The sequence below is a fragment of the Actinoplanes sp. TFC3 genome (assembly GCF_001553785.1).
Classification (GTDB): Bacteria; Actinomycetota; Actinomycetes; order Mycobacteriales; family Micromonosporaceae; genus Actinoplanes.
Map to the genome: position 1 here is coordinate 5935902 of NZ_LOJP01000001.1, position 20820 is coordinate 5956721.

The 20820-nt window shown below is 68.5% G+C and carries 17 protein-coding genes; 6 read left to right on the forward strand and 11 right to left on the reverse strand.

Translation table 11 applies throughout. The features are described 5' to 3' along the window. Positions 1 to 18: 18 nt before the first annotated feature. From TFC3_RS26725 to TFC3_RS39625, 3 genes are read right to left on the reverse strand one after another with little or no spacing between them, the layout of a single operon-like run. Entirely contained in the window at positions 19 to 2385 is a 2367-nt protein-coding gene (locus TFC3_RS26725; protein ID WP_067505472.1) for a glycoside hydrolase family 2 protein, read from the reverse strand. A 20-nt stretch (positions 2386 to 2405) separates the two neighbouring features. Next, the gene (locus tag TFC3_RS26730; RefSeq protein WP_067505475.1) at positions 2406 to 3269 is read right to left on the reverse strand and encodes a carbohydrate ABC transporter permease; all 864 of its coding nucleotides are present in this window, start codon (positions 3267 to 3269) and stop codon (positions 2406 to 2408) included. After that, the gene (locus tag TFC3_RS39625; protein ID WP_236718327.1) at positions 3266 to 3631 is read right to left on the reverse strand and encodes a hypothetical protein; all 366 of its coding nucleotides are present in this window, start codon (positions 3629 to 3631) and stop codon (positions 3266 to 3268) included. Before TFC3_RS39625 ends, TFC3_RS26730 begins: the two co-directional genes overlap by 4 nt. A 104-nt stretch (positions 3632 to 3735) precedes the next feature. Here TFC3_RS39625 and TFC3_RS26740 point away from each other — a divergent pair, with 104 nt between their 5' ends. Next, positions 3736 to 4752 (forward strand): LacI family DNA-binding transcriptional regulator, encoded by a 1017-nt coding sequence (locus TFC3_RS26740; RefSeq protein WP_067505481.1) that lies wholly within the window; start codon positions 3736 to 3738, stop codon positions 4750 to 4752. A gap of 23 nt (positions 4753 to 4775) precedes the next feature. Here TFC3_RS26740 and pip read toward each other — a convergent pair whose 3' ends face one another. Further along, positions 4776 to 5744: a prolyl aminopeptidase gene (pip, locus tag TFC3_RS26745; RefSeq protein ID WP_067505485.1), complete on the reverse strand. Its 969-nt coding sequence runs from the start codon at positions 5742 to 5744 to the stop codon at positions 4776 to 4778. A 147-nt stretch (positions 5745 to 5891) separates the two neighbouring features. Between pip and TFC3_RS26750 the strand changes: the two genes are divergently transcribed. Continuing rightward, positions 5892 to 6737 carry a PHP domain-containing protein gene (locus TFC3_RS26750; protein WP_067507679.1) on the forward strand — a complete coding sequence of 282 codons (846 nt, stop codon included), beginning with the start codon at positions 5892 to 5894 and terminating at the stop codon, positions 6735 to 6737. Positions 6738 to 6774: 37 nt separating this feature from the next. Here TFC3_RS26750 and TFC3_RS26755 read toward each other — a convergent pair whose 3' ends face one another. Beyond that, on the reverse strand, positions 6775 to 9387 hold the full coding sequence (locus TFC3_RS26755) for a bifunctional diguanylate cyclase/phosphodiesterase (protein ID WP_236718329.1): 2613 nt from the start codon (positions 9385 to 9387) through the stop codon (positions 6775 to 6777). 202 nt (positions 9388 to 9589) lie between these two features. Between TFC3_RS26755 and TFC3_RS26760 the strand changes: the two genes are divergently transcribed. After that, positions 9590 to 9973 (forward strand): PH domain-containing protein, encoded by a 384-nt coding sequence (locus tag TFC3_RS26760; protein ID WP_067505499.1) that lies wholly within the window; start codon positions 9590 to 9592, stop codon positions 9971 to 9973. On the opposite strand, the gene TFC3_RS26765 is transcribed toward TFC3_RS26760, so the two are convergent. Beyond that, complete coding sequence (locus TFC3_RS26765; protein WP_067505502.1) at positions 9967 to 10893, reverse strand: 2-hydroxyacid dehydrogenase; 927 nt, start codon at positions 10891 to 10893, stop codon at positions 9967 to 9969. The two genes, TFC3_RS26760 and TFC3_RS26765, sit on opposite strands and share 7 nt — an antisense overlap. Positions 10894 to 10943: 50 nt before the next feature. Between TFC3_RS26765 and TFC3_RS26770 the strand changes: the two genes are divergently transcribed. Together TFC3_RS26770 and TFC3_RS26775 are read left to right on the forward strand one after the other, a co-directional pair. Then, the gene (locus TFC3_RS26770) at positions 10944 to 12119 is read left to right on the forward strand and encodes a sorbosone dehydrogenase family protein (RefSeq protein WP_082772325.1); all 1176 of its coding nucleotides are present in this window, start codon (positions 10944 to 10946) and stop codon (positions 12117 to 12119) included. A 58-nt stretch (positions 12120 to 12177) separates the two neighbouring features. Continuing rightward, positions 12178 to 13758, forward strand: a complete 1581-nt coding sequence (locus TFC3_RS26775; RefSeq protein ID WP_369819692.1) for a metallophosphoesterase — start codon at positions 12178 to 12180, stop codon at positions 13756 to 13758. On the opposite strand, the gene TFC3_RS38850 is transcribed toward TFC3_RS26775, so the two are convergent. Together TFC3_RS38850 and gatB are read right to left on the reverse strand one after the other, a co-directional pair. Continuing rightward, a complete protein-coding gene (locus tag TFC3_RS38850) occupies positions 13742 to 13954 on the reverse strand; it encodes a hypothetical protein (RefSeq protein ID WP_067505511.1) in 213 nt (70 codons plus the stop codon). The two genes, TFC3_RS26775 and TFC3_RS38850, sit on opposite strands and share 17 nt — an antisense overlap. 10 nt (positions 13955 to 13964) lie before the next feature. Beyond that, the gene (gene gatB / locus TFC3_RS26785) at positions 13965 to 15458 is read right to left on the reverse strand and encodes an Asp-tRNA(Asn)/Glu-tRNA(Gln) amidotransferase subunit GatB (protein ID WP_067505514.1); all 1494 of its coding nucleotides are present in this window, start codon (positions 15456 to 15458) and stop codon (positions 13965 to 13967) included. A 100-nt stretch (positions 15459 to 15558) separates the two neighbouring features. On the opposite strand from gatB, the gene TFC3_RS26790 reads away from it, so the two are divergent. Next, entirely contained in the window at positions 15559 to 17010 is a 1452-nt protein-coding gene (locus TFC3_RS26790; protein WP_067505521.1) for a M1 family metallopeptidase, read from the forward strand. A gap of 322 nt (positions 17011 to 17332) precedes the next feature. On the opposite strand, the gene TFC3_RS26795 is transcribed toward TFC3_RS26790, so the two are convergent. From TFC3_RS26795 to gatA, 3 genes are read right to left on the reverse strand one after another with little or no spacing between them, the layout of a single operon-like run. Next, positions 17333 to 17953, reverse strand: coding sequence for a DUF4276 family protein (locus TFC3_RS26795; RefSeq protein WP_067505524.1), 621 nt, complete (start codon positions 17951 to 17953; stop codon positions 17333 to 17335). Beyond that, a complete protein-coding gene (locus TFC3_RS26800; protein WP_067505526.1) occupies positions 17953 to 19329 on the reverse strand; it encodes an AAA family ATPase in 1377 nt (458 codons plus the stop codon). Before TFC3_RS26800 ends, TFC3_RS26795 begins: the two co-directional genes overlap by 1 nt. Positions 19330 to 19341: 12 nt before the next feature. Further along, complete coding sequence (gatA, locus tag TFC3_RS26805) at positions 19342 to 20799, reverse strand: Asp-tRNA(Asn)/Glu-tRNA(Gln) amidotransferase subunit GatA (protein ID WP_369819693.1); 1458 nt, start codon at positions 20797 to 20799, stop codon at positions 19342 to 19344. Positions 20800 to 20820: the final 21 nt, after the last annotated feature.

A 20820-nucleotide genomic window follows, 5' to 3' on the forward strand; every position in this document is an offset into this window, starting at 1 on the left:
TGCCTCGCAACCCCGTCCTCAGCCGCCGGCCACCACGTCGTTGACGCATCGCAGCACGGGTTTGCTGATCAGCGCGGCGGGGTCCAGATCGCCGGCGCCACGGATCCGGAACGTCACCGATTCGCCTGGGAGCAAAGTCACACCGGCACGGTCCACTTCGGCCGCTGGGTCGACGCGGTCGGCGTACAGCGTGAGGTCGCGCAGGGTCGTTGCGGCCGTCACGCGCACGTGCGTCTCGTCGCCGATGACCTCGACGGCAGCCTCGAACTGCGGTGCCGGCCAAGCAATATCCTTGTCCTCGGCGAAGAACCAGAAAGCCCGCTGACCGTCCGCCTCGGCCAGCAGAAAGTCGCCGGAGACGCTGACGTCCACCGTCGTGGCCGAGCCGGGAGCAACGCTCACGCCGACCGATTGCGACGAAACCTCAACCCCTTCCACGGTACGTCCAAAGATCGCCGTTTCGAGCTCCCACACGTCGCCGGAGTCGTTTACGGCAACCAGAGCGACGCCGCCCTCACGAGGCTGGAAAGTCAGCAGTCGCGGGGCAAAGGAGTGGCGCAGCGCGTACCACAAAGGCTTCTTCCGCCCGTCCCCGTCAACCGCTGCCCAGGACGTCACCGGCCAGCAATCGTTGAGTTGCCACATGATCGCGCCCATGCAGTACGGCCGCAGCGAGCGGAAGTGCTCGATTCCCAGAGACAACGCCCGCGCCTGGTTGAGCTGGGTCAGATAGTGCCAATCGTCGAAATCGCGCGGGACCGGCAGGTGGGCGTCGAGCCCGCGTTGCAGCTTCGCGTCGCCGCCGATCGCCTTCTGGTGTGCCTGCATTCCCGGCGAGTCATGGGTCAGCGGATCATCGGTGAGCGCCCGGCGCAGCGTTGCATACGTGGGCGGCGCCTGGTAGCCGAATTCGGCGGCGAAGCGCGGCCGGTATGCGCGGTACTTGGTGTAGTCGTCGGTGTTCCAGACGTCCCAGATGTGCGTGGTCCCGTACGCCGGATCGTTGGGGTGGCGATCCGGGCTTCCCGACCAGGGGCTGCCGGGCCAGTAGAAGCGGCTCGGGTCTTCTTCGGCCACAATGCCGGGCAGCAGGTCGAAATAGAAGCCGGCGCCCCAGGATTTACCGTCGAGTTCGGGGATCCAGCCCCAGTCGGCGTGCCCCCAGATGTTCTCGTTGTTGCCCGTCCACAGCACCAGGCTGGGATGCGAGGCAAGCCGCACCACATTCTCGCGCGCCTCGGCCGCGATCTCACTCGTGAACGGTTCTTCCTCGGGGTAGGCGGCGCAGGCGAAAAGGAAGTCCTGACCGACCAGCAGCCCGAGTTCGTCGGCGAGGCCGTAGAACTCCTCGGATTCGTAGCGGCCACCGCCCCACACCCGCAAATAGTTGACGTTCGCGTCGATGGCCTGCTGGAAACGGTGCCGCAGCCGCTCGGGCGTGACCCGGCTGGCGAACACGTCATCGGGGATCCAGTTGACGCCCTTGACGAACACCGGCACCTCGTTGACCTGCACGGCGAAAGCGCCGTCCGCGGTGTCCACCCGTACGGTCCGGAAACCGACGCGGCGGTGCCAGGAATCGAGGCCGTCACCGAGCACCACATCGAGGTCGTAAAGCGGCTGTTCACCGAATCCCCGCGGCCACCACAACCCGGGGTCCTCGATGTCCAGACGCACCTGCACCTCGTCATCGGTGCAGGTGAGCGTGCGTGTTTGCCCGGCGATTGTTGCGGTGAGGGTGAGCGGGCCGGGGGTGGTGCGCTCGATTCGTACCCGAAGCTCCACCACACCCCGCCCAGCCACGACCGTGACTTGCGGTCGCACCTCGGCCAGCCGGGCCGTTTGCCAGGTGTGCAAACCAATGGGCTGCCAGATTCCGGCGGTGACCAGCGTGGGCCCCCAGTCCCAGCCGAAATTGCAGGCCTGCTTGCGGATGAAGTTGAACGGCTCGGGATAGGCGTTGGGCCGATCGCCGAGCCGCTGCTGCTGCGCCTCGGCATACGTGTACGCCGACTGGAAACGGATTTCCAGGTCGTTGTCGCCCGCTTGCAGGGCCGGGCGCGCATCGAAGCGGTAACCGCGGTGCTGGTTGGAGGTGTGCCCCACTGCGACGCCGTTCAGCATGATCGTGGCGATCGTGTCGAGCCCGTCGCACACCAGATCGGTGCGCTCCTGCCCGCCGTTCCACTCGAAGCGAGTGCGATAGACCCAATCGGTGCGCCCGATCCACGCCACCTCGGCCTCGTTCGAGCCGAGACAGGGATCCTCGATGATCCCGGCGGCGAGCAGATCGGTGTGCACAGAACCCGGCACGGTGGCGGCGACATCGGTGACGTCACCGCCGGTGAGAATCCAGCCTTCATGCAATTCCCGGTACGACGGCACAGTGCTCCTAGCAGTTTCGGTCAGGACTTCACGGCGCCTTCCATGATCCCCCGCACGATCTGCCGCCCGCCCACGAGCAGCAGCGCGAGCAGCGGAACCGTGGCCACGAACGCACCCGCCAGCACCCGGCGGTAGATGACATAGTTTCCGCTCGCCAGGTCCGACAGTGCCACCATCGAGGTCGGGAATTCGGTGCCGTTGAGCGTGATCAGCGGCCATTGGAATTCGTTCCAGGTCGCCACGAAGGTCAGCAGCCCGAGCACCGCGAGGGCCGGGCGAATGGCCGGCAGGATGATGCTGGCGTAGATCCGCATGGTCAGCGCGCCGTCCATCCGGGCGGATTCGACCAGTTCGTCCGGCACCGCGTGCAGGATGAACTGGCGCATGTAGAAAACGCCGAAGGCGCTCACCAGGAACGGCGTGATGACCGCGAGCAGCGTGCCGTTCCAGCCGAGCTTGCCCATCAGGATGTACAACGCCACCACGCCGAGCTGGTTGGGCACGGTCAGCGTCAGGATCACCACGACCATCAGCGGATCGCGGCCACGGAAGCGCAGTTTGGCGAAGGCGAACCCGGCCAGCGAGCAGAAGAACAGCGTCGACACGGTCACGACCGTGGAAACGATGACGCTGTTGATGAGCGAGGCGGTGAAATAGACGTCCTGCATCGTGAAGACCTCGTGCAGGTTGGTCATCAGTTGCCCGCCGGGGAGCACCGACGGCGGAATGGCCGAGACCGCCGCGTCGGTGCTCGTCGCGATGACGAACATCCAGTAGAGCGGAAACGCCGACAACAGCAGAACGGCAGCCAGCGCGGCATAGGTGCGCAGCGTTGCGCGGGTTTCCTGGGGTGCCCGGCCCAGGTCCGAGGGTCGTTGTCTCATCGTTTGCCCCCGCCCAGCCGGTTGGTGAGGAACGCGTTGACGCCGGCGATCACCAGAATGATGAGGAACAGGGCCCACGACATCGCCGCCGCGTACCCCAGATCGAGGTCCTTCCAGCCGGCCTTGTAGATGAGTTGCGCGATGGTCTGCCATTGGCTGTCCGAGCCTCCCGTCGCCGCGGCCGAGTTCTCCTGGAAAAACAGCGCGAGAATGTAACTGAACCGGATAAGTTTCGGACCGTAATCCGGCTCACATCTGACTGTCAATACCGTGTTACGAGTGCGTTTCTGATGTGGGAAAACGCGCATCCCGGGCGCTGTTCCTGCTTGACGGCCACGCAGCCTCATGGTGATGTGGGACACTTAACCGATAAAGAGTTTGGCCGCCTCCAGGGCAATATCGGCGCGCGGTAGCGTGAGAGCGCCCCACCGCGGTGGGCGCTGGAACATGAGAAAGGCGGGGGCTCGTGAAGCGGCCGACTATCGCGGACATCGCCCGCAAGGCCGGCGTGTCCAAGGGCGCGGTGTCATACGCCCTCAACGGCCAGCCCGGCGTGTCCGAGGCCACCCGGCGCCGCATCATGGCGATCGCCGAAGAGATCGGCTTCAACCCGCACAGCGCCGCCCGGGCCTTGTCCGGAGCCAGCTCCCGAGCGGTCGGGCTGACCCTGAGCCGCCCCGCGCGTATCCTCAGCATCGAGCCGTTCTTCATGGGCCTGATCAGCGGCTTCGAGCAGGAGCTGGCCGCCCGCTCGTACGCGCTGACCCTGCAGGTGGTGGCCAGCCCGCAAACCGAGACCGAGGTCTACCGCCGCTGGTGGGGTGAGCGCCGGGTGGACGGCGTCTTCGTGACCGACCTGCGCGAGAACGACGTGCGCATCCCGGTGCTCAACGAACTGCAACTGCCCGCCGTGGTGCTCGGCGGCCCCGGCGACACCGGCCGACTGACCCAGCTCTGGTCCAACGACGCCGGTGCCATCCGCGAGGCAGTCGGCTACCTGATGGCCCTCGGGCACCGCCGCATCGCCCGGGTCGGCGGCCTGCCGGACCTGCTGCACACCCAGACCCGCACCCGCGCGTTCACCGAGATTTGCGCGTCCCTCGGCCTGAGCTCAGCGCTGACGGTCCCCTCGGACTACACCGGCGAGGAAGGCGGACGGGCCACCCGCCGCCTGCTCAGCGCGGGTGAACGCCCCACCGCGATCATCTACGACAACGACGTGATGGCCCTGGCCGGCCTGTCGGTGGCCCAGGAGATGGGTCTGAGCGTCCCGGCCGACCTGTCGATCGTGGCGTGGGACGACTCGCCGCTGTGCTCGCTGGTCCACCCACCGCTGACCGCCCTGAGCCGAGACATCGCCGCGTACGGCGCCCATGCCGCGCGAGCCCTGCTGGCCGCGATCGCCGGCGAACCGGTGCCGAACAGCGAGGAAGGCACCGCCCACCTGACCCCGAGAGGCAGCACGGCACCGCCCGCTTCCTGAGCCGGGGACGAACAGCCGCACCGCTAAAGCGTGCCAGAAGCAGCACCGAAGCGGTCCAGCGCCTCGATCACCACACCGCCAACCCCTCGGCCCGTGCCGTGCCCGGCCTCGTCGATCAGTTCGAGCCTCGCGTCGGGCCAGGCGTTGGCCAGGCGCCAGGGGATGCCGGCGGGGCTGCCGAGGTCGAGACGGCCGTGGACCAGGACGGCGGGGATGCCGGCGAGGCGGTGCGCCCCGGCCAGCAGCTCACCGTCGGCGAACCAGCCGTCGTGGGCCCAGTAGTGGGTGACGAGGCGGGTGAAGGTCATCCGGAACGCCGGATCGTCGTACCGGGGGTCGGGTTTGCTGCCGGGCACGTTGGAGACCAGGGCATCTTCCCAGGCGCACCAGGAACGCGCGGCCTGGTCCCGTACCGTCTCATCGGGGTCGGCCAGGAGCCGGGCGTAAGCAGCGGGCAGGTTGCCGTCACGCTCTGCCACCGGCACCGCGTCGCGGAAACGTTCCCATTGCTCGGGGAAGATGCGGCCGAGGTCGCGGGTGAGCCACCGGTGCTCGGCCGGGGTACTGGTGACGACGCTGAACAGCACAATCTCGCTGACCCGGTCCGGGTGCTTCTCGGCGTAGCCGAGGGCGAGCGCGCTGCCCCAGGATCCGCCGACCAGCAACCACTTGTCGATGTTCAGGTGGACGCGCAGCTTCTCGATGTCGCCCAGCAGGTGCGGCGTGGTGTTCGTCGACAGGTCGCTGCGCACGTCGCCCGCGTCGGGGGTGCTGCGTCCACAGCCGCGCTGGTCGAACAGGACCACCCGGTAGATCGCCGGATCGAACAGCCGCCGCCAGTCGGCGTTCGCGCCCGAGCCGGGACCACCGTGCAACACCAGCGCGGGCTTGCCGTGCGGGTTGCCGCAGCTCTCCCAGTAGACGCAGTGGCCCTCCCCGACGTCGAGCAGGCCGTGGGCGAACGGTTCGATGTCGGGATACAACTGGCTCATGGCGGTGATCCAACCGTGTCACGGCTTGCCGCGCATCCCAGAATTGGCCGCGTCGCGCGGTAACGAGTCCCTGACCGCTGCATGAACCCTTCCCCCGGCTGGGCGCCGGTCGCCCGGCGAGCCCGTCCGCATAGCAGAATGGTGATCATGGACGTTATTCCCGCGGACGGGCATGTGCACAGTGAGTGGTCGTGGGATGCGCCGCTCGGGGCCATGGAGGAGACCTGCGCGCGGGCGGTGGAGATCGGGTTGCCCGCTATCGCCTTCACCGAGCATGCCGATTTCACTACGTGGAAGCTGCTCAACAAGAACATCTTCGAGGATCCGACGCGCAAGAAGCACGCGACACCCGAGGGCATGCTGGTGCCGCCCCGGCTCGACGTGGAGGGTTACCGTGAGTGCTTGGAGCGCTGCCGCGCCAAGTTCCCGGGACTGCGGATCATCCACGGCGTCGAGCTCGGCGAGTCGCACTGGGTCCGGTCCGAGGCCTCTGCGCTGCTCCACGAGGGCGGCTTCGAACGGGTGCTCGGCTCGCTGCACTGCCTGCCCGTCGGCCCCGACGCGGTGCTTGCCGAGGTCTCCGGGATCTACCTCGACCGGCCGGCCGACCAGCTCATCCACGACTACCTGGCCGAGATCACCAAGATGATCAACGGCTCCGACCTGTTCGGCGTGCTGGCCCACCTCGATTACCCCACGCGCGCTTGGCCCGCAAGCCTGGGACCGTTCAACCCCAGCAAATTCGAAGAGGGTTTCCGGTACGCCCTCAGCGCCCTCGCCGCCACCGATCGAGCCCTCGAGGTGAACACTCGCAACCTGCCCTTCCCGGAACTCGTCAAGTGGTTCCGCGACGAGGGCGGCCGGGTGGTCACCTTCGGCAGCGACTCGCACCAGCCCGGCGGCATCACCCACGGCTTCCGCGAGGCCGTCGACATGGTCGAGTCGTTCGGCTTCCGCCCCGGCCGGCACCCCTACGACCGCTGGACCGTCTAGCGGCGTCGCAGGCCGTCTCGGTCCGATAGGACGGGCCTCAGCTACGGTGGCTGTCCAGGTAGGCCTCCATGCGCTCGGCCGGGGCCGGGTGGCCCACCGCGAAGCCCTGCCCGAAGTGGCACCCAGCCTGATGGGCGCGTTCGAGCTGGTCCTGGCTCTCCAGCCCCTTGGCCACCAACTGCAAGCCGAGCCGGCGGCCCAGGCTGACCACCACGTCGATCACCGCGGGCGTGGTGCTGGCCGTGTCGCCCTGGTTGAGCAGCGACTGGTCCAGTTTGAGCATGTCGACCGGCAGCCGGCGCAGGTGCGCCAGGGAGGCCTGGCCGGCGCCGAAATCGTCCAGCGCTGCCCGTACCCCTAATTTTCGCAAGGCCGTCAGCGCCGCCACGATGGCCGGAACGTCCTCCGCAACCCACGTCTCCTGCACCTCGACCACGAGCCGTTCCGGGGCGATGGCATGGCGCGCGAGGATCTCCGCGACGTGCTCCGGGAAGCGGGCGGTGAGCAGCTCGCGGGGTGCGACGTTCACCGACAGCCAAAAGTCGGTGCCGCCGCTCGACCAGCTCGCCAGGTGACGGCAGGCGGCGTCCAGCACCCATTCGTCCAGCTCGGCGGCGCAACCCACCGCGCGGGCGATCGGCAGCAGCTCGGCCGGCAGAACCGTGCCCAGCCGGGGGTGCCGCCAGCGCAGCAACGCCTCGACGCCGGCCGGGTGCGCGTCGCCCAGCGCCACTACCGGTTGGAAGACCAGGTCCAGCTCGCCCCGGTCGGCCGCCCCGAGCAGCTCGCGTTCCAGATCCATGCGCCGGTGCAGCTGGATCTCGACGTCGGTGTCGTACCACTCCACCCGGTCGCGGCCGAGCTGGTGGGCGCGGCTGCGGGCCAGGTCGGCGTGGCGCAGCAGCTCGTCGGAGTCCTTGCCACCGGCCAGTTCGGCCAGCCCCACGCTGGTGTGCAGCTCGACAATGGTGCCGGGTAGCTGGTACGGCTCGACCAGCGCGGTGACGATCCGGGTGGCCAGGGCATACGCCAGCACCGCGCCATCGGTGCTCAGCACCGCGAACTCGTCGCCGCCCAGCCGCGCCGGTACGTCCTCCTGAGCCAGCAGCGCCCGGATGCGCCGGGCCACCTCGATCAGCACCGCGTCCCCGGTCTCGCGGCCCCGGCTGTCGTTGATCTCGGCCAGCCCGTGCAGGTCGATCACCAGCAGCGTGCCCTGCTGACCGGCGCGGCGGCGGAACTCGAGCAGATCGCGCATCAGCGCCCGCCGGTTGGCCAGCCCGGTGAGCTGGTCGGTGTAGCTGAGCCGGTGCAGCGTGCGTTCCAGGTGGCGGCGCTCGCCGACGTCGCGCACGTGCACCACCAGCGCGGCCACCTCGGGCACCCCGCGCTGGTCGGCCACCGTGGATTCGGTGTCGCGCCAGATCCCGTAGCCGTCGCGCAGCCGCGCGTTGAGCAGGGCGGGCGGGCCGTCCTCGCGTTCCCCGGCGAGCAGGACCTCGATCCCGGCCTTGGCGTCGGCGGCGTCGTCCGGGTGGATCAGCTCCAGGAACGTACGGCCGATCACCTCGGCGTCGGCCAGCCCGAACAGCCTCGCGGCGGCCGGGGACTGCCAGCGGATCAGCAGCTCGTCGTCGAGCACCAGGGTCAGGTCGGTGGCCCCGGCGACCAGCGAGCGGAAGTGCGCTTCCTTGGTGCGCAGTTGGCCGGTGTAGCGCCGGATGTCGCGGACCACGAGCAGCTCGCGCATGGTCAGCACGGCCACCATCAGGATGCCCAGCACCACGGCGGCCCGGTCGAAGTTGCCCACGAAGAACAGGTGGTAGAGCGCGGCGACCACCCCGACCGCGGCTGGCACCGCGAGTAGCGGGTAGCCGGACAGGTACTGGTCGGGCTCACGGGGCTCGATCCGGGTGGGCAGGTGCCGCCGCGACCCGCCCTCGGCGGTCAGCGCCAGCCGGGCCACGACGACCAGACCGCACAGCGGCACACTCCAGCCCTTGATGCCGCAGAGCACGAAGTTGACCTCGATGCACAGCGAGATCATCAACGCGATCGCGCCCATCCCGCAGCGCAGGGCCGCCGGGCGGTGCAGCCGCGCTCGCAGCACGATCACGGTGACCATGGAGATGCCGGTGGCGGTCAGCAACGTGCAAACCAGCGCCGCGACCGGCGTCTCGCGCATCGGGGTGACCAGGTAGGCCGCGAAGCCGAGGCTGATGCCCAGGCCGAGCCCGTCGAACACCCGCCGCAGCCGGACCGCGAAGGTGGACGCGGCGCCGGGCAGCAGCGCGGTGCCGAGCACGAAGAAGGCGGCGACAGCGCCCGCGGCACCGACCGCGGCCCAGCCCTGCCCTGCGGCGAGCAGGCCGCAGGTGACCCCGGTGAGCAGGGTCGCTGTGCCGATCAGGCCGGCACCGCGGCAGGCGGCGAAGGCTTGCTCGTCGTGGTGGATGGCCAGGGCCGTACGCCACAGCACGGCGGTGGCGAACACGGCGGCGATGCCCACGGCGCTGGCCAGCGCGAGTACCGGGTCGAGCAGACCGGTCATCCCGGCGACAAGCACCAGGGCAGCCGCCACGGGGGCGACGAGAAACGCCACACGGGTGCTGACCCGCGTGAAAGAGCGCGCGAGGAGCGGCACTGCCACGTCGACGGAACCTCTGCGGGGTGAGGGGGCTGAGGGGAGGGCGGCGCGAGGAACGCTGCCCCACTGCGGGTAACGATCGTCCCCCGGACAGGTTACGTGCGGCCCGGCTGCCTTCGTACCAGCCGATTGTCTGGTATGGACACCAAGATCGCCTGCGGGGCCTGGCCGAAAGACCCGGGCGTGCCGGTGGGAGGATGGCTGGGTGAGTCGCAAGCCTGTTCTGCGCGTACGCCGGTCCGGCGCGCTGGTCCTCGCCGCCTTCATCGCGTTCGTCGGGACGGTGCCGTTCGCCGGGGTGACCTGGCAGTTGGCGCCGCTGCTGCTCATCCCGCTCGCCGTGATGGTCTGGGCCTGGCGCGCGGGCACCGACGTCTTCCCCGAAGGGCTCAAGGTCCGGGCGCTGTTCGGCAGCACCACGCTGACCTGGCCGCAGATCACCGCGTTCGCCCCGGACGAGCGCAACCGGATCTCGGTGCGCACCAACGACAACCGGGTGGTGCCGCTGACCGCGGTGACCACCGACAACCTCCCGGCCGTGCTGGCGGCCGGCGGCCAGGAGGTCAGCTCGCCTCCGGAGGATCAGTAACCCTCGGTCACCAGGTTGATCAGCGGTTCCCCGGCGGCGTGGCGGCGGATCTGATCCCCGGCCAGCCCGTAGGCGCGCGGTCCGAGCCCGTGCACCGACCCGCCGATGTGCGGGGTGATCAGGACGTTCGGTAGCTGCCAGAGTGGGTGACCCGGCGGCAGCGGCTCCGGATCGGTGACGTCGAGCGCCGCGCTGATCCGGCCGCTGGCCAGCTCGGCGACCAGCGCGTCGGTGCCAGCCACCGGTCCGCGCGCAGCGTTGATCAGCAGCGCGCCGTCGGGCAGCGCGGCCAGGAACGCGGCGTCGACCAGCCCCCGGGTCTGCTCGGTCAAGGGCACCAGCAAGATCACGACTTGGGCGTACGGCAGCAGCCCGGCCAGCTCCTCGACGCCATGGACACCGTCCCGCGGCCGGGCCGTGCGGGCCACCCGGGTGATCGTCACGTCGAACGGGGCCAGGTGCTGCTCCACGGCCCGCCCGATCGAACCCGCGCCGACGATCAGCACCTTCTTGCCGGTCAGCTCCTGGGTCGGGGTGCTGCCGGGGACGCCCCACTGTTCGGCGCGCTGGGCTCGTACCCAAGCAGGAAATTGCCGGAAGGCAGCGATCGCCGCGCCGATCACCCACTCGGCCACGGGCTTGTCATGCACCCCTCGCGCGTCACAAAGCTGCACGTCGGAGCGCGTGTGCCCGGCCCAGGCATCGGCGCCGGCGGACAGGAGCTGGACCACCTCAAGCCCGGTGAACGCGGGTAGCTGATCGACCGCACGGGTCACCGACGCGAACGGCGGCACCCAGAACTGCACCGTCGCCGGGTCCGACGGCCAGCTGACCGCGTCCTCGCAGACCTCGACGTCCACCCCGGCCGGAAGCTGTCCCAGCAGCCCGAGCGCCTTCTCATGAGCGATCCACACCTTCATGTCCCACAAGTTAGACGCGGCTACGCTGGAGTCGTGAACGAGGAGGTCGTGTGAGCGAGCGCAGTCGCCGGTTGCGTGCGAGTGCCGTGACGCTGGGTGTGGTGCTGCTGGCCGGCACCGCCTGCAGCTTCGGCCCACCGGACCCCGACGTGGCGGGCGAGCCGCCCAACCTGCCCACCCCCTCGGCCTCGGCACCGGAGTCCTCCGGGCCCGACGGCAGCGAGTCGGCGCAGGAAGCCGTGGTCACCGTGCTCGCGAAGGGCCTCGAGGTGCCATGGGGCCTGGCGTTCCTGCCCGACGGCTCGGCGCTGGTCACCGAGCGCGACACTGCTCGCATCCTGCAGGTCGGCCCGGATTCCGACGCCGAGGGGCTCAAGGTCACCGAGGTGCAGCGGCTCTCCGAGGTCACCGCGGGCGGCGATGGCGGGCTGCTGGGCATCGCGGTCTCCCCCAAGTACGCCAGCGACCAGACGGTGTTCGTCTACTACTCCACCGACAAGGACAACCGGGTCGCCAAGCTCAAGCTCAAAGCCAAGCCGCAGCCCATCCTGACCGGCATCCCGCACTCGGCCCACGACAACGGCGGCCAGCTGGCCTTCGGACCCGACGGCATGCTGTACGTGACCACCGGCGACGCCACCAAGGGCACCCAGGCGCAGAACCCGAAGAACCTCGGCGGCAAGATCCTGCGCGTCACCGCCGACGGCAAGCCCGCGCCGGGCAACCCGGTGAAGGACTCCCCGGTCTGGTCCAGCGGGCACCGCAACGTGCAGGGCATCGCCTGGGACTCGGGCAAGCGCATGTACGCCAGCGAGTCCGACCAGCCCAAGAACGGCGAGCTCAACGTCATCCAGAAGGCCAAGAACTACGGCTGGGCGGCAGCCGACGGCACCACCAACGATCCCAAGTACACAAACCCACTGGTCACGTGGCCGATCGCGGATTCCTACTGCTCGGGCGTGGCGGTGCTGGACCGGACCATCGCCACGGCCTGCCTGGGCGGCGTGCGGATCTGGATGGTCAGCACCACCGGCAACGGCACGCTCGTCGGGCAGCCGCAGAAACTGCTGACCGGTCAGTACGGCCGGTTGCGCGCGCTGGCCGCGGCGCCGGACGGGTCGCTGTGGGTCACCACCTCCAACCAGGAGGAGGGTGGCGACCCGGGTCCCGACGACGACCAGATCATTCGCCTGGTGTTCTCGGAAGGTGGCGCAGGCCGCAGCTGACGCTGGTAATCGTTTGACGACGGGACCGCGGGGGCAGGCTTGGGCGTTGACCATGGATATGACTTTGACGAAGACCAAGGACCTGGTGGGCCGGGTACGCCGGCACCCGTGGACCCGGCGCCTCGGCGTCTGGGCCGCCGTGCTGCTGGTCAGCCTCACCGGCGTCGTCGTCGGCACGATGCTGCTGGCCCACTCCGAGATCGCGGTCGGGCCGTTCCGCGCCGACATGTCGATCAGCCCGTCCGTGCAGGGCGGCACCGAGATCGACATCCCGCCGCTGGGCTCGCTGCACCTGGACAGCCACGACGGGCCCATCCACCTCAAGGTCAACCTGGGTTCGCTGGATCAGCAACGCACCGAGGCCCTGATCGACGACCCCACCGCGATCAGCGCCGCCGGCCAGTCCGCGGTTGACGACGTAACCCAGGGTGTGCTCAAGCTCAGCCTGCGGGCGCTCGGCGCGGCGATCGTCTGCTCGCTGCTGCTGTCCGCGCTGATCTTCCGCAACATCCGCCGGGTCGCCTCGGCCGGCCTGATCTCGCTGGTGGTGACCGGCGGCAGCCTGGGCCTGGCCGCCGGCACGATCCGCCCCGACTCGATCAGCGAACCGCGCTACGAGGGCCTGCTGGTCAACGCGCCGGCGGTGGTCGGTGACGCGCGGCGCATCGCCGACAACTACGGCCGGTACGCCGATCAGCTCGCCGAGCTGGTCAGCAACGTCAGCCGCATCTACACCACGGTCTCCAGCCTGCCGGTGCAGCCGTCCGGCAACACCACGCGCATCCTGCACGTCTCGGACCTGCACCTCAACCCGGCGTCGTGGAGCGTGATCAAGACGGTGGTCAAGCAGTGGGACATCGACGCGATCATCGACACCGGCGACATCGTGGACTGGGGCAGCAGCCCGGAGACGTCGTACGTGAACACCATCGCCACGGTCGGCGTCCCGTACATCTACATCCGCGGCAACCATGACTCCGCGGCGATCCAGGCCGCTGTGGCCCGGCAGAAGAACGCCAAGGTCCTCGACAACTCGATCATCACGATCAACGGGCTGACCATCGCCGGCATCGGCGACCCGGAGTTCACTCCCGACAAGAGCGAAACCCAGGCCCCCGCGGGCGCCGATGACCTGGGCACCAGCCCGCTGCTGGCCGCGGGCGACGAACTCGCCGCCACGATCCGCGCCGCCAAGACCAAGGTCGGGGTGGCGCTGGTACATGACCCGGCCATGGCCCCGCCGCTGTCCGGCACGGTCCCGCTGGTACTGGCCGGGCACACCCACCAGCGCTCGGTGAGCCTGCTCCCGCCCCCGTCCGAGTCGACGGCCTCGGCCTCCCCGGCGCCCTCCCCCTCGGCGGCGGCCACGGCCCCGATGCAGACGCGGCTGCTGGTGGAGGGCTCAACCGGCGGCGCTGGCCTGCGCGGCCTGGAGAAGAAGGAGCCCACGCCGCTGGCCATGTCGGTGCTCTACTTCGACGAAAACCAGAGCTTGAAGGCGTACGACGACATTCGGCTGGGGGGCACCGGGCAGTCCAACGTCGAGGTTCAGCGCAACGTCATCGGCACCAGCCCCGAACCGACCACGAATCCGTCGGTGGTCAACGGGGTGACCCCCGGCATCACCCCGAGCCGCTGACCACCTGCCGCCGATCGGCCCCGGCCCGCGCCGCGACGGCCCGATGCGTGCTCCGCCCAATGCCTACCTCGGCGATGATCTCCAGGGTGGCCACCGCCAGCGCGTGCCGCCGGGCCCGCGGATCGAGCGCCGTCAAAAGGCAGGCGGCTCCGGCCGCCAAGATGGCCGCCGTGCCCAGCCCGGCCGTCAACCGCAAGAAAAAGTGCTCAGCTGAGCCGAGCGAGAATCAACTCCCGAACCGTCTTAGCATCAGCCTGCCCCCGAGTGGTCTTCATGACCGCACCAACCAGAGCACCCGCAGCAGCCACCTTCCCGTCCCGGATTTTCGCCGCAACATCCGGGTTGGCCGCGATCGCCTCGTCAACAGCGGCCTGCAGAGCGCCGGTGTCGGACACAACCTCGAGTCCGCGGGAGGCCATCACCTGGGCGGGATCGCCTTCACCGGCGACGACGCCTTCGAGGACCTGGCGGGCTACCTTGTCGTTCAGTTTGCCGTCGTCGACCAGCTTCTGGAGCTGGGCTACCTGCGCCGGGGTGGCGCCGACGGCCGACAACTCGACGCCGGTTTCGTTGGCGCGGCGGGCCAGTTCGCCCATCCACCACTTGCGGGCGCCCGCGGGGTTGGCTCCGGCGGCGATGGTCTCCTCGATCAGCTCGACGGCGCCGGCGTTGGCGATGGACTGCATGTCGAGTTCGCTGATGGCCCACTCCTCGCGCAGGCGGGCGCGCTTGGTGCTGGGACGCTCGGGCAGCGCAGCCTTGAGTTCGGCTACCCAGGCCGGGTCGGGCGCGATCGGAACCAGGTCGGGCTCGGGGAAGTAGCGGTAATCCGTAGCGGTTTCCTTGGAGCGGCCCGGGCGGGTGTCGCCGGTGTCCTCCTGGAAGTGGCGGGTTTCCTGCAGGATCGAGCCGCCGCCGTCCAGGACCGCGGACTGGCGGATGATTTCGGAGCGGACGGCACGTTCGACCGAGCGCAGGGAGTTGACGTTCTTGGCCTCGGTGCGAGTGCCCCATTCCTCGCCGGACTTGTTGAGCGAGGTGTTGACGTCGCAGCGCAGCGAGCCCTGCTCCATGCGGACGTCGGAGACGCCAAGAGACCGGATGATGTCGCGCAGCTCGCTGACGTAGGCGCGGGCCACCTCGGGGGCGCGGGCGCCCAGGCCGGGGACCGGTTTGGTGACGATCTCGACGAGCGGGATGCCGGCGCGGTTGTAGTCGACCAGCGACTCGGTGGCGCCGTGGATGCGGCCGGTGGCCCCGCCGACGTGCAGGGTCTTGCCGGTGTCCTCTTCCAGGTGCACGCGTTCGATCTCGATGCGGAAGGTCTCGCCGTCCAGTTCCACGTCGACATAGCCGTCGGTGCACAGCGGCTCGTCGTACTGCGAGGTCTGGTAGTTCTTCGGCATGTCGGGGTAGAAGTAGTTCTTCCGCGCCATCCGGCACCAGGTGGCGATGCCGCAGTTGAGCGCGAGCCCGATGCGGATGGTGGCCTCGATGCCGGCGCGGTTGGCCACCGGCAGGGCGCCGGGCAGGGCCAGGCAGACCGGGCACACCTGGGTGTTGGGTTCGGCGCCGAACTCGGTCGGGCAACCGCAGAACATCTTCGTGTTCGTGCCGAGCTCGACGTGCGTCTCGAGGCCGATCACCGGCTCGTAGCGGGCGACAGCATCGTCGTAGGTGGGAAGCACGGTCGTACTCATGCGCTGGACTCCAGGTGACTGCGGGATCCGACAACCCACAAGCCTAGTAGCCGTTTCTGGTGTCCCCACGGCGGGCGCCCATTTCGGTACGGTCACCGCCATGCTCCGTCCCGTCCTGCTCGCCACGAGCCTGCTCTCAGCCGCCCTGCTCACCGCCTGCTCCACCCCCGAAACGAAGCCGGCAGCAAAGCCGTCAGCAGCCGGAGTTACAGGCCAAGCAACGCCCCGGGAGAGCGCACCAACGGCAGCGGGCCAGCCGATAGCGGACCCGATCTACCCCAACCGCGGCCAGGACAACATTGACGTCTTGCATTACGGGCTCGACTTGAGCTGGGACCCCGGGCGTGAGGTTCTCGACGGCATGGCGACTGTTCAGGTACGTCCGGTCACAGACGCGCCTGAGGTGGTTCTCGACTTCATGCCGTACACGCTGAAATCAGTTCTGGTTGACAACAGGCAGGTGGCGGCGAGCGTCAAGAACGAGAAGTTGGTGGTGCCGGCCAAGGTGACCGCGAACAAGACGGTCACTCTGACGGTGAGATACAGCGGGCGGCCGAAGACCACGCCGATGCCCTCGCACCGCTCCGATACCGAGCCGCTGGGTCTGACCGTGACCGATGATGGCGGGCTGTGGACTATGCAGGAACCGTTCGGGGCATTTACCTGGTATCCGGCAAATGACATGCCCTCCGATGAGGCGCTCTACGACATTTCTGTGACGGTGCCGAAGGGCTGGTCCGCGGTGGCCAGTGGCACGCCGGCCGGGCAGCAGGGAACCACGTTTCGTTATCAGAGCAAGGACCCGGTTGCTACCTATCTGACGACACTCGCGGTCGGTAAGTACAAGAAGGTCACCGCGACCGGGCCGCATGGTCTGCCGTTGACGTACTGGTATCGCCCCGGCATCGATGACGCGCTGCTGTCGTCGCTCAAGAAGTCACCGGAATATCTGCGGTTCCTCGAGGAGCGCTTCGGGCCGTACCCGTTTGCGAGCGCGGGCATTGTGCTCGTTGATTCGGCGTCGGGCATGGAAACCCAGCAGATGATCACGATGGGGGGCAAGGTCGGGGTCTTCGATCAGCAGAAACGTGCGGGGTTCCAGGAAGACCTTTTGCACGAGTACGCCCACCAGTGGTTCGGCGACTCGGTGACCCCGGCAACGTGGCGGGATCTGTGGCTGAACGAGGGCTGGGCGACGTACACGCAATTGCTGTGGGAGCAGCAGGTCACCCACCTCAGCGATCAGCAACTCGAAACGTACCTCCGCGGCCGGGACACGGCATTGCGCACGGAACTCGGGCCGCCCGGCAGTCCACAGGCGGCCAACTTCGCGGAAGGCAACGTTTACATGTGCCCGGCTGCGATGCTGCAGCAATTGCACAAGAAGCTCGGCGACGCGAAGTTCTTCGCGCTCGGCACGGCGTGGGTACAAACGCAGAAAAACACCCAGCAGGATCGCGCGTCCTTCATCGCCTTCGTGCAGAAGCAGACCGGTACGGACTACAGCAAGCTCATCAACGCCTGGCTCGACAGCCCGGTAACCCCCTCCTGAGCAGGATGTTCACCTGCGTCGCTGACCGGCTTCGCCGGCCAGCCATCCGCTGGCGCCGTCGGCCTCGCCGGTCATCCGCAATTTCCCGCCGTCCCCGCGGTTGCTGGCATCGCACCGGCGGCCATGATTGTGGCCCGGCCAGCATTTGCCGGGTGGAGGTCTACCAGCGCGACCTGCACAAGGCGTTCAACCCGCAAACAATGCCGGAGCTGGTCGTCCGCGGCTTCAACTGCACAGACGACGACGTCCAACGCCGGTCACCGTCAACGATGGCCCTGACCCACCAGATAGTTAACGACTACGCCCGACAGAAGAGAGACCCTCAGCGGAAGCCCAGCTCTGCAAGAGCTTCGCGGGTTTGACGCCACAACACATCGAAGGCCGGCACGTCACGAAGCTTGGTAAGCGACACCATCGCACCGAGCTGACTGTAGTGGTCGGAGGTGGATCTGCTCAGCTTGGTAATGGTTCGGTCGAGGGTCTGCTCCGGGTCCGCGATGCTCTCGACATGCTTCGGATGTGCGGGGACACCCAATTCCTCGTCGGGCCATCGCACCCCCAAGGCTCGCCGCAGGGAATCCCCGTCCGCCAGCATCCACGCCTCTGTTTCGCGGACCGGCACGGCGGCGATCAGCCGCTCGCTGCGAGATCCCCACCTGACCTGCAACGGTTCCAGCCATTCGGTCTCCGTACGGCCGGGGCGGGCGCCCTGGTCGTGGTGGAAGAAGACGATGGAGAAACTTCCACGGTTGAGATCAACGAGTTCGAGCACCTCGTCGATGCTGCGGGGGCCTTTCTTCTCGCGCACCGCCCGCACGTCGGCGACCTCAACGGAGTCATCGAAGTCGGCGCAGATGTCCTGCAGCATCCGGGCCAGCAAGGGAGGAAGGAACCGATCGTCGGTGGCGCCTTCCGCGATGAGAGCTGAGGTCAGATGCCTCATCAGCGTTCCAGGGCCGCGGATACTTCGAACTCGGCGATCTCGCTGGGGCTGACGACGACGCCCGGTGGCAGGTCGTCCTCGGCGGAGGCTGCCGAGCCGATCAGATACCGGTATTTACTGATGCGGCTGCGTGCCTGCCCCTTACCGGCCCGGGTTGCCACATCCAAATAGATGGCGTCCTGCCGGACCCTTCCCGAGGGCGGCTTCAGGGCTTTAAGAATGGCCGGCGAGTGACTGCTGACGATCAGCTGGGTCAGGGCGCCCTCTTTACGCCCTCTGTCAACCAGGAGGCGCAAGGACTCGACGAACTGGAAGAGCCTCCCCGGGAACATGCCGTTCTCCGGCTCCTCGAAACAGATCAAGCCGGCACCAGCCGGATCGTAGAGGGCGGTGAGAAGAGCAATTGTGCGAAGAGTGCCATCCGAAGCCACCAGCGCCGAATATGGGGCCTCATCCTGGGTGATCACCTCGACCTGCCGTTGACGCCGGGCGTCATCCTCGTTCAAGGCCACTCGGACAATGCCGGGAATGATGGTGGCCACGTCGGCGGACAGGTCGTTCAGCACTCCGTCCGGCCGATCCGCGTCGCCGGTTTCATCAACAAGACGACGCAGTGTATTGGCCAGATGGGCGCCATTGGTAGCCAGCATGTCGGGATCGTCGTAGGAGTCCGGCCGTCGCAGAGCGCTCGGATCGAGGTACAGCAGCCGCCAGGACTGCAATTCGCGCTTCAGGGCGTACAGCAATGGCAGATCCGTCGCCGTCGTGAGCGTGGACAACACGCTCGCGGTCGCGGAGATAGCGCGAAGGTGTCTTGCGCGGCTCGGATTGTCCTGCTCCAGGATGCTGAACCGGGGAAAACCCTGCTCATCCTCGTCGGTTTGCAGGAGATCGGCCACGCCGCCGGAGTACTTCACCTGCGGTCTGGCCGCATGATCGAGGTCCCTGATCCATCGATCATCAGCCTGGCTGATCTTCCGGGCGCTTTCTCGGACGACGAAGGGCCGGAGAGCCCTGGTATGGCCCGTCTCCCGCAACTCGATGACGAGTTCGTAGCGAATACGGGAGTGGCTGACACGAACCGAGTCCCCGAAGGCGTCGGTTACCGAGCCGTCCAGCAGCACCTCGACCGCAAAAGACATGACTCTGACCGGAGTCCCATCGGTGAACCGGTGGAAGAGGTGAGCTATGTCGCCACGCGTCTGCTGTGCCGCCTCCAGCACCGGTTGACCGGCGAGCCGGCTGAGGAACTGGATGGCGTCGAAGATGTTGGACTTGCCGGCATTGTTGCGCCCGATGATGACCAGGAAAGGCGGGATGTCCAGCTTGAAGTCACGGAAGGACTTGAAGCCGTCGATCTCAATCCTGGTCAGCATCGGGCTCGCCCCTTACAGCTCGGGCGGGGTGAAGGTGCCGACGGCTGATTCCAGGGCGGCGGCTACGCGGTACATCCGGTCGTCGGCCATGGTCGGGGCCATGACCTGGAAGCCGACCGGGAGACCCTCGGAGAGCCCGCACGGCACCGAGATGGCCGGGCCGCCGTAGAGGTTGGTCGGGATCGTGTAGAGGTCGGCGAGATACATCTGGTACGGGTCGGAGGTGCGCGAGCCGAACGGGAACGCCACGAACGGGGTGGTCGGCGAGATCAGCACGTCGACCTGCTCGAACGCCGAGGTGAAGTCGCGGGTGATCAGCGTGCGGACCTTCTGGGCCTGGCCGTAGTAGGCGTCGTAGTAGCCGCTGGACAGCGCGTACGTGCCAAGGATGATGCGGCGCTTGACCTCGGGGCCGAAGCCGGCCTCGCGGGTCAGCGACATGACTTCCTCGAGCGCGCGATTGCCGTCGTCGCCGACGCGCAGGCCGTAGCGCACGCCGTCGAAGCGGGCCAGGTTGGACGAGGCCTCGCTCGGGGCGATCAAATAGTACGCCGGGAGCGCGTACTCGAAGTGCGGGCAGGAGATCTCGACGACCTCGGCACCCAGCTTGACCAGCGCGTCGACCGACTCGCGGAACGCCGCCATGACACCCGGTTCGGCGCCCTCGCCGGCGAACTCCTTGACCAGGCCGAGCTTCACGCCGGTCAGGTCACCGGTGGCGCCCAGGCGCGCGGCCGCGACCACGTCGGGCACCGGCTGCGGGATCGACGTCGAGTCGCGCGGGTCGTGCCCGGCGATCGCGGCGTGCAGCAGGGCAGCGTCCTCGACCGTGCGGGCGCAGGGGCCGGGGGTGTCGAGCGAGGACGAGAACGCGATCAGGCCGTAGCGGGAGGTGCCGCCGTAGGTGGGCTTGGCGCCGACTGTGCCGGTGACCGCGCCGGGCTGGCGGATCGAGCCACCGGTGTCGGTGCCGATCGCCAGCGGGGCTTCGTACGCGGCGATCGAAGCGGCACTGCCACCGCCCGAGCCACCGGGGATGCGGCCCAGGTCCCACGGGTTGTTCGTGGGCCCGTAGGCCGAGTATTCGGTGGAGGAGCCCATCGCGAACTCGTCCATGTTGGTCTTGCCCAGCGACACGGTGCCCGCCGCGCGCAGGCGCTCGACGATCGTGGCGTCGTACGGCGGCTTCCAGCCCTCAAGGATCTTCGAGGCAGCGGTGGTGGGCACGCCCTTTGTCGCGATCACGTCCTTGACCGCGACCGGCACCCCGGCGAGCGGGCCGAGCTGCTCACCGCTGGCCCGGCGGGCGTCGATGCCGGCCGCAGCGGCCAACGCGCCCTCGCGGTCGACGTGCAGGAACGCGTGCACGCGCTCGTCGACCGCGGCGATCCGGTCCAGGTGGGCGGTGGCGACCTCGACGGCGGAGGCCTCACCGGAGGCGACCAGGCCGGCGATCTGCGCCGCGGTCATCCGGGTGACGTCACTCACGGC

Coding starts and splice junctions, on each gene's coding strand:
- TFC3_RS26730 (WP_067505475.1), bottom strand. CDS start 3,269: ATGAGACAACGACCCTCGGACCTGGGCCGGGCACCCCAGGAAACCCGC.
- pip (WP_067505485.1), bottom strand. CDS start 5,744: ATGAGCCAGTTGTATCCCGACATCGAACCGTTCGCCCACGGCCTGCTC.
- TFC3_RS26750 (WP_067507679.1), top strand. CDS start 5,892: ATGGACGTTATTCCCGCGGACGGGCATGTGCACAGTGAGTGGTCGTGG.
- TFC3_RS26765 (WP_067505502.1), bottom strand. CDS start 10,893: ATGAAGGTGTGGATCGCTCATGAGAAGGCGCTCGGGCTGCTGGGACAG.
- TFC3_RS26775 (WP_369819692.1), top strand. CDS start 12,178: ATGACTTTGACGAAGACCAAGGACCTGGTGGGCCGGGTACGCCGGCAC.
- gatB (WP_067505514.1), bottom strand. CDS start 15,458: ATGAGTACGACCGTGCTTCCCACCTACGACGATGCTGTCGCCCGCTAC.
- TFC3_RS26790 (WP_067505521.1), top strand. CDS start 15,559: ATGCTCCGTCCCGTCCTGCTCGCCACGAGCCTGCTCTCAGCCGCCCTG.
- TFC3_RS26795 (WP_067505524.1), bottom strand. CDS start 17,953: ATGAGGCATCTGACCTCAGCTCTCATCGCGGAAGGCGCCACCGACGAT.
- TFC3_RS26800 (WP_067505526.1), bottom strand. CDS start 19,329: ATGCTGACCAGGATTGAGATCGACGGCTTCAAGTCCTTCCGTGACTTC.
- gatA (WP_369819693.1), bottom strand. CDS start 20,799: ATGACCGCGGCGCAGATCGCCGGCCTGGTCGCCTCCGGTGAGGCCTCC.